Source organism: Roseibium sediminis (assembly GCF_008711325.1).
Taxonomy (GTDB): Bacteria; Pseudomonadota; Alphaproteobacteria; order Rhizobiales; family Stappiaceae; genus Roseibium; species Roseibium sediminis.
Window position 1 is genome coordinate 36,434 of record NZ_VXDB01000011.1, and the last position, 16,711, is coordinate 53,144.

Annotated in this window: 13 protein-coding genes; all 13 read left to right on the plus strand. The window is 56.5% G+C overall.

The genetic code is table 11. The annotated features are described in order from the left end of the window. The 13 genes from F0155_RS12510 (at position 1) to fabZ (ending at position 16,705) form a co-directional block, all read left to right on the plus strand. Positions 1-726 (plus strand): ABC transporter ATP-binding protein, encoded by a 726-nt coding sequence (locus tag F0155_RS12510; RefSeq protein ID WP_150524974.1) that lies wholly within the window; start codon positions 1-3, stop codon positions 724-726. A 558-nt stretch (positions 727-1,284) separates the two neighbouring features. Then, positions 1,285-4,776 carry a DNA polymerase III subunit alpha gene (dnaE, locus tag F0155_RS12515; protein WP_150524860.1) on the plus strand — a complete coding sequence of 1,164 codons (3,492 nt, stop codon included), beginning with the start codon at positions 1,285-1,287 and terminating at the stop codon, positions 4,774-4,776. 250 nt (positions 4,777-5,026) lie between these two features. After that, positions 5,027-5,809 carry a 30S ribosomal protein S2 gene (rpsB, locus tag F0155_RS12520; protein ID WP_150524861.1) on the plus strand — a complete coding sequence of 261 codons (783 nt, stop codon included), beginning with the start codon at positions 5,027-5,029 and terminating at the stop codon, positions 5,807-5,809. Between the two features lie 152 nt (positions 5,810-5,961). Next, on the plus strand, positions 5,962-6,879 hold the full coding sequence (gene tsf / locus F0155_RS12525; protein ID WP_150524862.1) for a translation elongation factor Ts: 918 nt from the start codon (positions 5,962-5,964) through the stop codon (positions 6,877-6,879). Positions 6,880-6,955: 76 nt separating this feature from the next. After that, a complete protein-coding gene (pyrH, locus tag F0155_RS12530; RefSeq protein WP_150524863.1) occupies positions 6,956-7,675 on the plus strand; it encodes a UMP kinase in 720 nt (239 codons plus the stop codon). 114 nt (positions 7,676-7,789) lie between these two features. Next, the gene (frr, locus tag F0155_RS12535) at positions 7,790-8,347 is read left to right on the plus strand and encodes a ribosome recycling factor (protein ID WP_192913810.1); all 558 of its coding nucleotides are present in this window, start codon (positions 7,790-7,792) and stop codon (positions 8,345-8,347) included. A gap of 33 nt (positions 8,348-8,380) precedes the next feature. After that, entirely contained in the window at positions 8,381-9,148 is a 768-nt protein-coding gene (locus F0155_RS12540) for an isoprenyl transferase (RefSeq protein ID WP_150524864.1), read from the plus strand. Between the two features lie 57 nt (positions 9,149-9,205). Further along, the gene (locus F0155_RS12545; protein ID WP_150524865.1) at positions 9,206-10,018 is read left to right on the plus strand and encodes a phosphatidate cytidylyltransferase; all 813 of its coding nucleotides are present in this window, start codon (positions 9,206-9,208) and stop codon (positions 10,016-10,018) included. A 14-nt stretch (positions 10,019-10,032) separates the two neighbouring features. After that, positions 10,033-11,250, plus strand: coding sequence for a 1-deoxy-D-xylulose-5-phosphate reductoisomerase (locus tag F0155_RS12550; RefSeq protein WP_150524866.1), 1,218 nt, complete (start codon positions 10,033-10,035; stop codon positions 11,248-11,250). A gap of 123 nt (positions 11,251-11,373) precedes the next feature. Continuing rightward, positions 11,374-12,510 (plus strand): RIP metalloprotease RseP, encoded by a 1,137-nt coding sequence (gene rseP, locus F0155_RS12555; RefSeq protein WP_150524867.1) that lies wholly within the window; start codon positions 11,374-11,376, stop codon positions 12,508-12,510. A 165-nt stretch (positions 12,511-12,675) separates the two neighbouring features. Next, positions 12,676-15,054 carry an outer membrane protein assembly factor BamA gene (bamA, locus tag F0155_RS12560; RefSeq protein ID WP_150524868.1) on the plus strand — a complete coding sequence of 793 codons (2,379 nt, stop codon included), beginning with the start codon at positions 12,676-12,678 and terminating at the stop codon, positions 15,052-15,054. A 97-nt stretch (positions 15,055-15,151) separates the two neighbouring features. Further along, positions 15,152-16,192, plus strand: coding sequence for a UDP-3-O-(3-hydroxymyristoyl)glucosamine N-acyltransferase (gene lpxD / locus F0155_RS12565; protein WP_150524869.1), 1,041 nt, complete (start codon positions 15,152-15,154; stop codon positions 16,190-16,192). A 48-nt stretch (positions 16,193-16,240) separates the two neighbouring features. After that, a complete protein-coding gene (fabZ, locus tag F0155_RS12570) occupies positions 16,241-16,705 on the plus strand; it encodes a 3-hydroxyacyl-ACP dehydratase FabZ (protein WP_150524870.1) in 465 nt (154 codons plus the stop codon). Positions 16,706-16,711: the final 6 nt, after the last annotated feature.

The window sequence follows — 16,711 nt, forward strand, 5'->3', positions numbered from 1 at the left end:
ATGAACATCTCTGCGCAATCCTCCGGTATAGGGGCATCCGGGCAAACTGTCCCATCCCTGCGGTTGTCCAAGGTGACACGCAGCTTCAATGAGGGTGAGAACGAGCTTCACATTCTTCGGGGAGCGGATCTCTCCATCGCTGCGGGTGAAATGGTTGCCCTGGTGGCTCCGTCCGGCACCGGCAAGTCTACCTTGCTCCATATTGCCGGCCTCCTGGAGAAGCCGGATTCGGGCGACGTGTATGTGGGATCGCGAAGCTGCAATGATCTGTCGGACGACGAACGCACGGCGATGCGCCGAAACGACGTCGGCTTTGTCTACCAGTTCCATCATCTGCTGCCGGAGTTCACCGCTCTGGAAAACATCATGATGCCGCAGATGATCCGGGGGCTGTCCAAACCGGTTGCCGCAGAGCGGGCACTTGAGCTTCTGAACTACATGCGCATGGGCGCAAGGGCTGAGCACCGTCCCGCGGAACTGTCAGGCGGCGAGCAGCAGCGTGTTGCCATTGCACGTGCGGTTGCCAATGCACCACGCATCCTCCTGCTCGATGAGCCTACGGGAAATCTGGATCCAAAGACCGGAAGTTATGTGTTCGAAGCCTTGCAGGCATTGGTGAGAGCTTCCGGCGTTGCAGCCCTGTTTGCGACCCACAACATGGAACTCGCCGGGCGCATGGACCGGATCATCACCCTGCAGAACGGTCTGGTGGTTCCGCTCCGCTAGAGCATTTCCAATCGAAGTGGATACCGGTTCGACGTCCGGAAATGCGCTAAATCAGTTACTTGGAGCACGTCGAGTGATTCAGTGAATGCGAGACGTGCTCTAGGAGCGTCTTCCGCAGCATTCACCCAGATTTGCGACTTGGTTTCCAATTGGAGACCGGGACCCGAAACTTTGAGTCAAACGGATTCATCTCTATAGAACAAAAAGGGCTTGCAAAGAGAACAAAATAAGAACATTATCGGGGAAAGACGGAATTTCCGGTAGGAGGAAGAGATGGTACATTTCGCTCGTGATGTCGCTGCCTTTGGTTCTCTGGTCGCCTTTTGCGCCACTATCGCCGTATGGGGCGATGTCATCCTCGCCCTGAGTTGACAGGGAATCCCGAGCTGAAAGGGCATAGTGTTCGGGTCTGAAGTCATCTGGACCAGCGCGGGTGTTCTTTGTTGGTTTAGTCGGGCTCCAAGAAGAGCGGGGACAGTTTGCCCCTTGCACTCGACATAGCCGAGCTGGGTTGCTTCATTCTAGCCTGATGATTCAGCAAGTCACATCGGGGTGGGTATGAACGATCAGCGCGGCGCAGAAGCGGGCGAAGGCAGCAAGGCGACTGGCGGCGCATCGGGACCAGATTTTGTCCACCTGCGTGTTCATTCCGCGCTTTCCCTTCTTGAGGGGGCGCTGCCGATCAAAAAGCTTCTCGATCTGGCCAAGGCCGATGACCAGCCGGCCCTCGCAATCACCGATACAGGCAACCTCTTTGGTGCCCAGGAGTTCTCCGGAAAAGCCTGGGGCAGCGGTATACAGCCGATCATCGGTTGTCAGTTGGCCGTTCACTTCGACGATGGCGTTGAGGCCGAGCGCAAGGGCGAGTTGCCGCTGTCGCAGGTGATCGTGCTTGCGATGACCGAAGGCGGTTACGGCAACCTGATGGAGCTGACGTCACGGGCGTTTCTCGATACCGAGACGGGGCTTCTCCCGCATATCAGCGCAGACTATCTGGCAAGCCGAAGTGAAGGTGTCATTGTCCTGACAGGGGGCGTTCACGGTCCGGTTGGAAAGGCGCTTCTGGCGGGGCAGAAGAAGGCAGCGCGGGAACGGCTGGAATTTCTTGCCCGCAACTTCCCGGGCCGTTGTTATGTCGAGATCCAGCGTCATGGTATGGAGGCCGAGCGCAAGACGGAAGCGTCATTCCTCGATCTTGCCTATGATCTCAACCTTCCAATCGTTGCGACGAACGAGGCGTTCTTCCCCAAGCGCGAAGACTATGAAGCCCATGATGCCTTGATTTGTATCTCCGAGGGCAGGGTGCTGATCGAGGCCGATCGAAGGCGCCTGACCCCCGAGCACTATTTCAAGTCCCGCGCGGAAATGGTGGAGCTGTTCTCCGACCTTCCCGAAGCTCTGGCGTCGACAATCGAAATTGCGCGGCGTTGCTCTTATCGGCCGCTGAAACGCAATCCCATCCTGCCGCGCTTTGCGGGCGCAGACGCGGATCCCGAGGAAGCCGAACGGGCAGAGGCCGAGGAGCTGATGCGTCAGGCGCGTGAAGGCCTGCAGGATCGCCTCGATGCGCATGGCGTTGCCCCCGGTCTTACGGAAAAAGACTATTGGGACCGGCTGGATTATGAAACCGGCATCATCCAGCGGATGAAATTTCCCGGCTACTTCCTGATCGTTGCCGACTTCATCAAGTGGGCGAAAAATCAGGATATCCCGGTCGGGCCGGGCCGTGGGTCGGGTGCGGGTTCGCTGGTCGCCTGGGCGCTGACCATTACCGATCTTGATCCGATGCGGTTCTCGCTCCTGTTCGAGCGCTTCCTCAATCCGGACCGTGTCTCGATGCCGGACTTTGACATCGACTTCTGTCAGTCCCGGCGTGAAGAGGTTATCCGCTACGTTCAGGAAAAATACGGCCGTCAGCAGGTTGCACAGATCATCACTTTCGGATCGCTGCAGGCGCGAGCCGTGTTGCGCGATGTGGGCCGCGTGCTTCAGATGCCCTATGGGCAGGTGGACCGGCTCTGCAAGCTGGTGCCAGCCAACCCGGCCAATCCGGTCACTCTTGCGCAGGCCATCGAGGAAGAGCCGCGTCTGCGGGAAGCCGCCCGCGATGAGGAAATTGTCGATCGCCTCCTGAAAATGGCGCAGAAGCTCGAAGGGCTTTACCGCCACGCCTCGACACACGCTGCCGGCGTTGTGATTGGCGACAGACCGCTTGAACAGCTGGTGCCGCTCTACCGAGACCCGCGCTCGGACATGCCTGTCGCCCAGTTCAACATGAAGATGGTTGAAGACGCCGGACTGGTGAAGTTCGACTTTCTCGGCCTGAAAACGCTGACGGTCATCGACACAGCCGTAAAGCTGATCGAGCGACGGGCGGAAAAGATCGACGTCGCCGAACTTCCGATCGACGACAAGCGGACTTACGAGCTTCTGGCCAGAGGCGAAACCTTCGGCGTTTTCCAGCTGGAAAGTCAGGGCATGCGCCGCGCTATTGCGGGCATGAAGCCGGACCGGTTCGAGGACATCATCGCGCTGGTGGCTCTGTATCGTCCGGGGCCGATGGAGAATATCCCGGTCTACAACGCCGTGAAGCACGGCGAACAGGAAATGGACTGCCTGCATCCCTTGCTCGTGCCGATCCTGAGCGAGACCAATGGCATCATGGTCTATCAGGAACAGGTCATGCAGATCGCGCAGGTCCTGTCCGGCTACTCCCTTGGGGAAGCGGATCTTCTGCGCCGTGCGATGGGTAAGAAGATTGCTGCGGAAATGGAAATCCAGCGCGCCCGATTCGTTGATGGGGCCGTGGAACGCGGCATCGACAAGGGGCAGGCCGGAACGATCTTCGATCTGGTGGCGAAGTTCGCCAACTACGGCTTCAACAAGTCTCACGCCGCTGCCTATGCGCTGGTCTCCTATCATACAGCCTGGTTGAAGGCGAACTATCCGGTCGAGTTCATGGCAGCCTCCATGACGCTCGACATGGGCAACACGGACAAGCTCGGCGATTTCCGTCAGGAAGCCCGGCGCATGGGGATCGATGTGATCCCGCCGTCCATCAATCGCGGGCAGGTCTATTTCGATGTGGCCGACGGGAAGATTCTCTACGCCATGGGAGCCATCAAGGGCGTTGGCGAGCAGGCAGTCGAACACATCGTGGAAGTGCGAGGCGACAGGCCGTTCAAGAGCCTTGGCGATTTTGCTCGCCGCATTTCACCGAAGTTCCTGAACAAGCGAACATTGGAAAATCTCGTTTGCGCCGGTGCCTTTGATGAGTTGGAGCCATCAAGGGCCCGTGTCCTTGAAGGACTGGACCGCATCATGGGTCTTGCGCAGCGGACGGAAGAAAATGCTGCGGTTGGTCAAAACGAGTTGTTTGGCGGCGGCGGCGAAGAGGAACTTCAGTTGCCTGAGGTCCATGCATGGACGCCGGATGAACGCCTGCAGCGCGAACACGCCGCCATCGGGTTCTATCTCTCTGCGCACCCGCTCGACGAATACAGCGCGTTGATGGACAAGATGCGGGTTCAACAGTGGTCCAAATTCTCCGAAGCGGTGAAGAAGGGGGCATCCAATGGCCGCCTAGCCGGGACGGTAATCTCCCGCCAGGAGCGCAAGACCAAGACCGGGAACCGGATGGGTATTGTTCGCCTGTCCGATTCGACCGGACAATATGAGGGACTTCTCTTCAAGGAGAAGCTTGAGCAGTTCCGTGACGCGCTCGAGCCGGGACGGTCCGTTGTTCTGCTGGTCGGCGCAGACATGCGCGATGATGAACCCTCGATCCGTATCGAACAGGTCGACCCGATCGACAAGATGGCTGCCAGCATCCAGAAATCCATGCGGGTTTTCCTGAAGGATGAACGTCCCGTGCAAAGCCTCAAGCGACACCTGACGGTGCGCGGAGAGGGCGATGTGACGGTCATTGTGCAGCTGGACAACGGCATGCGCGAGGTAGAAGTCAAGCTGCCTGGTCGCTATCGCCTGTCGCCGGAAATTGCCGGGGCGCTGAAAGCGGTTCCCGGTGTTTTGGAAGTGCAGATGGCCTGAACGGGAGGCAGCAGACCTGTCGCTATCCCCAAGAGGTCGATCTGCTTGGGGAAATTGTCGGCGGAAACTGACCGCCAAGGTCTTGCGCTTTTGAAGGCTCCCAACTATAAGGCGCCCATTCCACACGCAAGGGGTGGACCCCGAGCCTATCGGTGTGTCCGTCCGGTGATGGTTGGTTCTTCGCAAACCGAAAGCCAGTCATTCACATCCCCTCGCGGAGGTCAAACCGGAAAACACAGGAGAATAGGGCATGGCATTGCCTGATTTCAGCATGCGTCAGCTTTTGGAAGCTGGCGTTCACTTTGGTCACCAGAAGCACCGCTGGAACCCGCGCATGGCGCAGTACATCTTTGGTGTACGCAACGACATTCACATCATCGATCTGGCCCAGACCGTTCCGATGCTTCATCAGGCGCTGAAGGCTGTCAGCGACACTGTAGCAGGCGGTGGCCGTGTGCTTATCGTTGGCACGAAGCGCCAGGCTCAGGAAGCCGTGGCTGCTGGTGCACGCAACTCTGCACAGTATTTCGTCAACGCACGTTGGCTCGGCGGCATGCTGACCAACTGGAAGACCATTTCCCAGTCCATTCAGCGCCTTCGCAAGCTGGAAGAGACACTCAACTCTGATCAGGCGAATGCCCTGACCAAGAAAGAGCGTCTGTTCATGGACCGCGAGCGTGAAAAGCTTGAGCGGAACCTTGGCGGTATCAAGGACATGGGCGGTATCCCGGACCTTCTGTTCGTGATCGACACCAACCGCGAAGCAATCGCCATTCAGGAAGCACGTCGTCTGGGTATCCCGGTCGCAGCTATCCTCGACACGAACTGCTCGCCGGAAGGCATCACCTATCCGGTTCCGGGTAACGACGACGCTGGTCGCGCAATCTCGCTTTACTGCGATCTGATTGCACGCGCTGCGATCGACGGTATTTCCCGCGCACAGGGCGCAGCTGGCATGGACATCGGCGCGAGCGAAGAAGCTCCGGTCGAAGAAGCGCTTGCTGAAGGTTCTGAAGAAGCAGCAGCCGAATAAGGTGTTGTTGGCGCGCGTTGCCCAGCTTCGCGCGCCGAAAACCTGTTGAGCGTCTGCATTGGACTGCACCTCGTTGTGGTCCTGTCATATTGATGCGGGAAGCCGTCGGCTAAACCGTTCAAATCCTAAACACCAATTTCACGAGGCGATCGATGAGCATTACCGCTGCCATGGTGAAAGAGCTCCGCGAGAAATCCGGCGCGGGCATGATGGACTGCAAAACCGCCCTTACTGAAAGCGGCGGCGACATGGAGGCAGCAATTGACTGGCTCCGTACGAAGGGTCTTGCAAAGGCTGCCAAGAAGGCTGGCCGCGTTGCAGCTGAAGGCCTTGTTGGCGTTGCTGCCGACGGCGCCAAGGCTGCCGTCATCGAGCTGAACTCCGAAACCGACTTCGTTGCTCGTAACGAAGGTTTCCAGGAGCTGGTTGGCAAGGTTGCCAAGGTAGCACTTGGCACGGATGGTTCGCTTGAAGCCGTTTCTGCTGCCGATCTCGGCGGTAAGTCTGTCACCGACTCCATCACCGACGCAATCGCCACCATCGGCGAGAACATGGGCCTGCGCCGCACTGCAGTCCTTTCTGTGTCCGAAGGTGTTGTCGCTTCCTACGTTCACGGCGCTGTTTCCGACGGCCTCGGCAAGATCGGCGTTCTCGTAGCGCTGCAGTCTTCCGGCGACAAGGACAAGCTGGCAGCTCTCGGCCGCCAGATCGCCATGCACGTTGCTGCAACCAGCCCGCTTGCCCTGAGCACCGACGAGCTGGACCCGGCAGTGGTCGAGCGTGAGCGTTCCGTTTTCGCCGAGCAGGCTCGCGAATCCGGCAAGCCGGAAAACATCATCGAAAAGATGGTGGAAGGCCGTTTGCGCAAGTTCTACGAGGAAGTTACTCTCGTCAAACAGGCGTTTGTTATCAACCCGGACATCACTGTCGAGCAGGCTGTTGAGGCCCTCGCCAAGGATCTGGGTACAGAAGTCAAGCTGACCGGTTTCGTCCGTTTCGCCCTTGGAGAAGGGATCGAAAAGGAAGAGACAGATTTTGCGGCCGAAGTGGCCGCTGCTTCTGGGCAGTAAGCTTCCAACGAAAAGCGCCGGCATTGACCGGCGCTTTTTTTATGAAAGACCAATAACGATCAATCAGGGTGCTCCCATGTCCAAACCGCTTCGCTGGAAACGAATTCTTCTGAAACTCTCTGGTGAGGCCCTCATGGGTTCCCAGTCCTTCGGAATCGATCCGATGATCGTGCAGCGGATAGCCAAGGAAATTGCCGACGCAGTTGAGCTTGGTGCGCAGGTTGGTGTGGTTGTCGGTGGCGGCAACATTTTCCGCGGCGTGGCCGTTGCTGCGAAAGGCGGAAACCGGGTCACTGGCGACCACATGGGCATGCTTGCCACGATCATGAACAGCCTGACCATCGCCGACGCCCTTCGTCGGCTGAAAGTGCAGGCTCGCGTCCTGTCGGCTGTGTCCGTTCCGTCCATCTGCGAGACATTCTCGCAGCGTGTTGCTGACCGATACATGGAAGATGGCGATGTCATTGTCTTCGCCGGTGGAACAGGTAACCCGTTCTTTACAACTGATAGCGGCGCAGCCCTGCGTGCCGCCGAGATGAAATGCGATGCTTTCCTGAAAGGCACGCAGGTTGACGGTATTTATTCCGAAGACCCGAAAATCAATCCGAATGCAGAGCGTTATGACGAGCTGACATTCGACGACATCATCAAGCGCAATCTGAAGGTGATGGACACGACAGCAATTGCGCTTGCTCGCGATAACGATATTCCGGTCATCGTCTTCTCCATCCACACTCCGGGCGCTTTGGTCAACGTGCTTCAGGAAACCGGCACTTACACAGTTGTGGGTGCTTGACGGTTTTCGCAATTAGCGGTCACACAACACTTGTGTTTCGCGAGAAGTGTGCGATTTTGACCGCCAATTGCCATTTGGGCGACCAATAAGAATGAAGTGAGGATGACTATGTCGGTGGAAGGTATTGACCTGAACGATCTGGATCGGCGTATGCAGGGTGCCCTCGGGGTTCTCAAGACGGAATTTGCCGGCCTGAGAACCGGTCGCGCATCTGCAAGCATGATGGATCCGATCACGGTTCAGGCCTATGGCCAGTCCATGTCGATCAACCAGGTGGCCACTGTCAGTGTCCCGGAACCTCGCATGGTTGCCGTGCAGGTCTGGGACAAGGGCATGGTATCCGCAGTCGAAAAGGCCATTCGTGAATCCAATCTTGGCCTCAACCCGGTGGTCGATGGGCAGCTGCTTCGCCTGCCAATCCCGGAACTGAACCAGGAACGCCGTCAGGAGCTCATCAAGGTTGCTCACAAATATGCAGAGCAAGCCAAGGTGGCTATCCGTCATGTTCGCCGTGATGGTATGGACATGGCGAAAAAGGCTGAAAAAGACGGCGTGATTTCGCAAGACGACCTTCATGCTGCCTCAGATGAGGTGCAGAAACTGACTGATAGCAAGATTGCTGAAGTCGACAGCATGCTGGCGAAAAAAGAGCAGGAGATCTCTCAGGTCTGATCGGCTGGATCTGTGTGACAAGTGGGGAAACGGATGACCGCTCATCCAGAACGCCTTCAGGACAGCCCGGATCTTGATCGGTCAGATCGACCGCTGCCGCAGCATGTTGCCTTCATCATGGATGGTAATGGTCGGTGGGCAAAGGCCCGTGGATTGCCGCGTACAGAAGGTCATCGCAGAGGTCTTGAGGCTTTGCGCGGTGCTGTTCGACACGCGGGCAAGATCGGGATCGATTTCCTCACTTTCTTCAGCTTTTCTTCGGAAAACTGGAGCCGGCCGCCGACCGAAGTGAGCTTCCTGATGGGGCTCCTGAAGCGCTTTATCGAACGAGACCTGTCTGAGCTTCACGAGGCCAATACGCGGGTCCGCGTGATTGGTGCTCGCGAAGATCTGGATCCCGGCATTCTTGCACTTCTTCAAAAAGCCGAGACACTTACCAAGGACAACACTGGTCTGACGGTCGTCATTGCCTTCAATTACGGGAGCCGCGACGAGATCGTCCGCGCCACCAGGAAGTTGGGAGCACGTATCGCCGCCGGAGAGTTGTCGCCGGAAGCCATTGATGAAGAGCTGTTCGATAGAACGCTCGATACTGCGGGTATTCCTGATCCGGATCTGCTGGTTCGAACAAGCGGCGAAATTCGCATTTCAAACTTCCTGCTTTGGCAAAGCGCCTATACCGAGTTTCATTTCTCGCCGCTGAACTGGCCGGATTTCGACGCTCAGGCTTTTGACGCGGCGCTTGAAGATTTTTGCGCGCGTGACAGACGTTTCGGCGGGTTATCCGTCAAGGTCGTTTAGTAGAAGCTTGAAGGAACCGTTGCCCTGACCAGCCAAGCCAATCCGCAGCCGAACCGTATGTCTGATCTGAAACTGCGTTTTTTGTCGGCAATAGTCCTTGGCCCAGCTGTCCTTGCGGCGACTTATTACGGTGGCTTGCCCTTCTTTGTGCTGGTTACGCTTGCAGGAGTGCTTTTCCTGTCAGAATGGCTGACCATGACTGGCACGGCCCAGTTTCAGCGTCATGCGCTGATGGGCTATGCGGCAATCGTTCTTGCTGCCGTTCTCTATTATTTCGGGCAGGGACTGGCGTGCGTCGGTGTCATTTTGCTTGGTGCGGGGACGGTCTATGGTCTGGCCGGCTTTTCCCGGGAAGGTCGTTGGGCTGCGGAAGGCGTTCTTTATAGCGGCCTTGCATCCTACGCGCTTTTGGCGGCGAGGTTTGGCGATGGCGGGCTTGTCTTTGTCTTCTTCCTGCTGACCGTCGTTTGGGCAACCGATATCTTTGCCTATTTCTCCGGCCGGACATTTGGCGGTCCAAAGCTTTGGGAGCGGGTGTCCCCAAAGAAGACCTGGTCGGGTGCAGTTGGCGGGTTGCTGTCTGCGATCGGACTTGGGGTAGGTCTCGTCTATCTTGCAGGCCAGCAAGACCTCTTCAAATGGGCCGTGCTGGCATTTGGCTTGTCCGTTATCTCGCAGGCAGGAGATCTGCTGGAATCTGCCATTAAACGGCGCTTCAATGTGAAGGATTCAGGCGGATTGATCCCCGGGCATGGCGGTATCATGGACCGCGTTGATGGTCTCGTTGCCGCCGCAATTCTTGCCGCCGGGATTGGCCTTTTGCTTGGTGGAACAATCATGGATCCGATTTCGGGTCTCGGGCTCGGTTAAACAGGGAAAAAGCAATGTTGGTCGAGCCGAAGTCCGCGGTGCCGGGCAATGCCTGCCATGCGGATGCGCCTTTGCGAATTATCATTCTGGGTGCGACCGGATCAGTTGGCCAAAGTGCGTGCGACATCATTCTATCCGCTCCAGAGCGCTTTGATGTTGTTGCCTTGGTCGCCAACAGGAACGCCAAAGCCCTTGCTGAAATGGCCATCAAGCTGTCTGCGCGCTGCGCGATCGTAGCCGATGCTGACTGCTATACGTGCTTGTCTGATGCGCTTTCAGGTTCCACCGTTGAAGCTGGAGCGGGTGAAAACGCGATCCTCGACGTTCTCGACAGAGACGCGGACATGGTCATCGGGGCTATCGTCGGTGCAGCCGGATTGAAGCCTTCCCTTGCCGCCATGAAACCGGGCAGAACGATTGCGCTGGCCAACAAGGAATGCCTTGTATCCGCCGGTGATCTTTTCATGCAGGAGGCCCGGCGAAAGAACGTTACAGTTCTTCCAGTCGACAGCGAGCACAACGCGATCTTTCAGGTTTTTGAGCGCGAGAATGCCTCCGAGGTCGACAAGATCATTCTGACGGCTTCTGGTGGGCCGTTCCGAACGACCTCGTTGGCCGCGATGAAGGACGTGACCCGCGAACAAGCATTGAAGCACCCCAATTTTTCCATGGGAAGCCGGATCACCATCGACAGTGCGACCATGATGAACAAGGGCTTTGAGGTCATCGAGGCCTTTCACTTGTTCCCGCTCTCCCATGACCAGCTGGATGTACTGGTGCATCCGCAGCAGATCGTCCACGGTTTGGTGCAATATTCAGATGGGTCGCTGCTTGCCCAGATGGGGGCACCGGATATGCGCATTCCACTGGCGCATTGCATGTCCTGGCCAGAACGTATGCCGGCACCGGTTGAAAAGCTGGATCTTGCCGACATTGCGCAGCTGACATTTGAGAAACCGGATCTTAAACGGTTCCCGGCTCTGCGATTGGCGAAGGAAGCCATGCGGCGCGGGCAGGGGGCAACGGCCGTTCTCAATGCCGCCGATGAAGTAGCTGTCGCAGCCTTTCTCGGTGGCCAGATCGGCTTTCTCGATATTGCGGCCTCGGTGGAGGCGACCCTTGAACAGGCCGAGGCCAAAGGCCTGCTGGAAGTTCAGGACAGCCTTGACGATATCCTTGAATTGGATGGGGCAGCCCGGCAGATCTGTGCAGAGTGGCTGAGATCCAGATAGGTTCGCCATTAGCGATCTGTTAATTATAAATACAACTAAGCGCGATCATTACGCTGCCGTAATTAAGGGTTTGATATGGTGGCGCACATGGGATTCCGCCTTCGGGCGAAGTAGAGGCAGGTAATGGAACTCATCAACTCCGCTTACGACCTGGTGATAGGGTACATCATTCCGTTCCTATTCGTTTTGACGATTGTTGTTTTCTTTCATGAGCTTGGTCACTTTCTGGTGGCTCGGTGGTGCAAGGTGAAGGTGGATGCATTCTCAGTCGGTTTCGGGAAAGAGCTGATCGGTTTTACCGATCGGCATGGCACACGCTGGAAGTTGTCCCTGATTCCCTTGGGCGGATATGTGAAGTTTGCCGGCGACGAAAATGCCGCCAGTGTTCCTGACCGCGAGCGCATTCTCCAGATGAGCGAGGAAGAGCGCAGCACAGCGTTCATTGCCAAGCCGGTCTGGCAGCGCGCAGCTGTTGTTGCAGCCGGACCTTTTGCCAACTTCCTTCTCTCAATTGTTATCTTTGCAATGATTTTCCTGAGCTTCGGGAAAATGGTGACGCTGCCTGTGGTGGACAGCGTGCGCGCTGGCAGCGCAGCGGAAGTTGCAGGTCTGCAAACAGGCGACCGCATTCTGGCGGTGGATGGTGTGAGCGTCGAAACGTTCAATCAGTTGCAGCGGATCGTTTCGGCAAGTGCTGGTGTTCCGCTTGTTCTGGATGTGGAGCGTGGCGAGCATCTGCTGAACATGACCGTGACCCCGGAACTACGTGAAATTACAGATAATTTCGGCAACAAGCAGAGAGTCGGGTTGCTAGGGGTGACCCGAAGCATTGAACAAGACACTTTAATCAACAAGAATTTCGGCCCGGTTGAGGCCGTAACAGAAGGCGTCAATGAAACCGTCTTTATCGCGGAACGAACCCTCAGCTACTTGTGGGGTGTGATTTCCGGGCGCGAGGCCGCCGATCAGCTCGGGGGGCCAATTCGCGTGGCGCAAGTGTCAGGGCAGGTGGCAACACAAGGCATTGTCCCGCTTTTGTCTCTGGCTGCCGTGCTTTCGATCAGCATAGGCCTATTGAACCTGATGCCGGTGCCGATGCTGGATGGTGGCCATCTTGTCTATTACGCAGCAGAAGCGGTCCGCGGGAAACCGCTTAGCGAGCGTGTTCAGGACATGGGGTTCCGTATCGGACTGGGGCTTGTGTTGCTCCTGATGGTATTTGCAACCTGGAATGACGTTCTTCATCTCAGTAAACTGTGACCAAATCCGTGACTTCGGCGCAACGCACTCAAGACAAATCAACTTTCGCCCCTGTGTGCGGTTGCGTATTCCGCAAAAGCTTGTAAAACCATTCCGAGTTCTGAGAATCTTCGTATTAATGCGGGGTCTCACGCGGGTATTAGAAAATAAAGGCATAGCGCAATAATGCAGCGATTGCAGAAACTTAGAAACGCCTCGCTTTTGGTGGCAGGGTTGCTCTCCACGACGGCAATCATGCCGGCAGAGTTCGCTCCTTTTTCAGTAACGGTTGCCGAGGCGGCTGTTGCACGAAACATTGTTGTTCGGGGTAACACCCGCATCGAGGAAGAGACGGTCCTTAGTTACCTGACTTTCTCACGCGGACGTAACTACAGTGCAGCTGACATTGATGAGTCGCTGAAGGCATTGTTTGCCACCGGCCTGTTTGCCACGGTCGATATTCGCCCGAATGGCAGCACGGTTGTGGTGAACGTGACTGAAAATCCGATCATCAATCGTGTTTCTTTCGAAGGAAACAAGAAACTCAACGACAAGTCTCTGGAAGGCGCAATCCGCTCCCAGCCTCGCACGATGCTTACCCGCGCACGTGTAGAGTCTGACGTCCAGAACATCCTTGAAGGCTATCGCCGCTCCGGTCGTTATGATGCGACTGTCGAGCCGAAAATCATTGATCGCGGAAACAATCGCGTCGATCTGGTTTTTGAAATCAGCGAAGGCGACAAGACCGGCGTTGAGCGTATTTCCTTCATTGGTAACAGTGCATTCAGCGATGGCCGTCTTCGGGATGTCATCCGTACACGTGAAAGTGGCTTTCTGAGCTGGCTTCGCAGCACGGATACGTATGATCCGGACCGTCTTGCTGCTGACCAGGAACTGCTGCGTCAGTACTATAACCGCAAGGGTTATGCTGATTTCCGTATCATTTCAGCGACTGCTGATCTCGATCGCGAGCAGAACATCTTCTATGTGACCTTCACGGTTGAAGAGGGTGAGCGCTATGAATTCGGTGATGTAGAGATCGTCTCTTCGGTTTCTGATATTGATGCGAATGATCTGTATTCTGTGGTGCGGACCAAGTCTGGCAAGCGGTTTGACTCGCTTCGCGTCGAGCAGTCCATTGAAGACCTGACGCTCAAGGTTTCCGAGAAGGGCTATGCCTTTGCTCAGGTTCGCCCGCGTGCACTTCGCAACTACGAGAACAATACCGTTTCGCTGATCTATTATATCGAGGAAGGCCCGCGGGCCTATGTCGAGCGGATCAACGTGATCGGAAACGATCGGACACGCGAATATGTTATTCGTCGTGAGTTCGATATGGCCGAAGGCGATGCTTTCAACCGGGTTCTCGTCGACAAGGCAGAGCGCCGTTTGAAGAACCTCGGGTTCTTTGAACGCGTCAACATCACGACCTCTCCGGGAAGTGCTCCGGACAAGGTTGTCGTGAATGTTGAAGTCGCTGAGAAGGCAACCGGTGAGGTTTCCTTTGGTATCGGTTACTCCACGACCGACGGTGTGATCGGCGATATCTCCATCTCCGAACGCAACTTCCTTGGCCGTGGCCAGTATGTAAAGGTGGGTGTTGGTCGTGGCGAAAGCTCGCAGACCTACGAATTCGCTTTTGCTGAGCCGTATTTCCTTGGCCGTCGTGTTGGTTTCGATTTCGACGCCTATCGCCGGGTTCTGGACGCAAACGACTATCGTTCGTTCGATCAGAAAAAGACGGGTGGTGGCTTCGGGTTCACACTTCCGCTTCGCGAAGACGAGCTGAAGCTGCGGCTCTACTACAAGATCTTCCAGGATGAGAACACCGACCCTGACAACAGATCGACCGGAGTTACGAACTGTGACACGACGCGCTTGTCGCTTGCTGTCTGTGACTCTCTCGGCGAATACCTGACCTCTCTGGCCGGTTACCGTCTGACGTACAACACGTTGAACCGTAACCAGAACCCGACCGATGGCTTCTATGCAGCCTTTGGTCAGGAGTTTGCAGGTATTGGTGGCGATTCCACCTACATCAAGACGACGGCTGAAGCTCGCGCCTACACCGAGCTTCTCCCGGATTGGGGTATTGTCGGCTCCGCCAAGATCGAAGGTGGACACATTTATGGCATCGGCGACGATCGTCTGCGTGTGTCCGAGCAGTTCATGGTCGGCGGTAACATCATCCGTGGTTTCGAAAACCAAGGTATTGGTCCGCGCGACAGCAAGACCGGCGATGCAATCGGTGGTCGCATGTATATTGCAGGCTCGCTTGAAGCCACGTTCCCGTTCCCGGTCATTCCGGATGAATTCGGCCTGTCCGGTGCGGTCTTTGCCGATGCGGGTACGCTTTGGGATGCAGACAATGATCTTGTGAAGATCGTTGAAGCAGGCGGCAACAAGGTGAACTCCAACGATTTTGACATCCGAGCCTCCATCGGTGCCGGTGTACGTTGGGAATCGCCGTTCGGTCCGCTGCGTGTCGATTTCGCTTGGCCGCTCGTCAAGAGCGACTTCGACGAAACACAAGTCTTCCGACTCAGCGGCGGAACACGCTTCTAATATCCGGCTTTCGGGTTTAAAAACGGTCGTCGCTAGCCGACGGCCGTTTTTGTTCGTTCAGGCCTGAGCCGAAAATCACAATTCCAGGAACCACCAAATGACAGATCCGGTATTCTTCGAACAACCGAAGCCAGTTCTCCTGAAGCACATTGTAGAATGGGCAGGAGCAGAGCTGGAACGGGGCGAGGAACACACGGAAATTCTTGGTGTGGCGCCGGTGGAAGATGCGAGCGACGGAGACCTCGTGTTCTTCGACAATGTGATGTATCTGGACCAGCTGCGAACAACTTCCGCATCCGCCTGCCTGGTTGCCAGGAAGCATGTTGGCAAAGTGCCGGAGAATGTTGCCGTTCTCGTCTGCAAAGACCCCTATCGGTCCTGGGCGCAGGTACTCGCCAAACTTTACCCGGTCGCCATGGTGCCGACGGATCCTGCTCTCGTGAGCGGAGTATCCGAACGCGCATCTATCGATCCTAGTGCTGCGTTGGAAGACGGCGTTGTGGTCGAGCCGGGGGCGGTGATTGGTGCAAATGCCGCAATTGGCGCTGGCACGGTTATCCGCGCGAATACCGTAATCGGCAGCAGCGTGAAGATTGGACGCAATTGCGTCATAGGGCCGAATGCGACTGTCCAGCACAGCCTGATTGGAGATCGGGTATATCTTCATTCTGGTGTTTGCTCCGGGCAGGACGGATTTGGCTATGCCATGGGCCTTCAGGGCCACCATAAGGTGCCGCAGGTCGGACGCGTCATCATCCAGGATGATGTTGAGATCGGCGCAAATACGACCATCGACCGCGGCGCAAACCGCGACACGGTGATTGGCGAAGGCACGAAGATCGACAATCAGGTGCAGATCGGCCACAACGTCGTAATTGGGCGCCATTGTGTGTTGGTGTCGCAGGTCGGTCTGTCCGGAAGTTGCACACTTGAGGACTTTGTGGCTATCGGAGGCCAGACAGGCGTGCGCGGTCACGTCCGCATAGGAATGGGCGCGCAGATTGCCGCCGTCAGCGTTGTGAATGACGACATTCCCGCAGGTGGTCGATATGGCGGAACACCGGCAAAACCCGTCAAACAGTGGTTCCGCGAGGTTGCTGCGATACGCAAGCTTGCAGAACGGGGTTCTGACGCTTAAGGAAGTAAAAAGTTTCGTTAGAATGAATTGATGCCAAGGGGCTAGGTGATGGACGCAGTCAACGAAAAGACGCTGGAAAGCGCTGATATCCTCAAGATCATGCAGCTGCTGCCGCATCGATATCCGTTTCTTTTGATCGACAAGATCATCGAGATGGACGGTGATGACAGTGGTATTGGCATCAAGAACGTGACGATCAACGAGCCGCATTTCAACGGGCACTTCCCGGGTCAGCCGGTTATGCCGGGTGTTTTGTTGATCGAGGCCATGGCACAGACCGCTGGTGCCCTGTGTGTTCATTCGCGCGGCGTGGATACGCCTCCGCAGCTGGTCTATTTCATGACCATCGACAAGGCCAAATTCCGCAAGCCGGTTGTGCCGGGTGATCAGGTCCACTTCTATGTGAAGAAGATCAAGCAGCGCTCGAACATCTGGAAATTCGAAGCTGTCGCCAAGGTGGATGGTGCCAAGGTCGCCGAAGCTGAAATCAGCGCGATGCTCGTGGACGCGTGAGGTAGT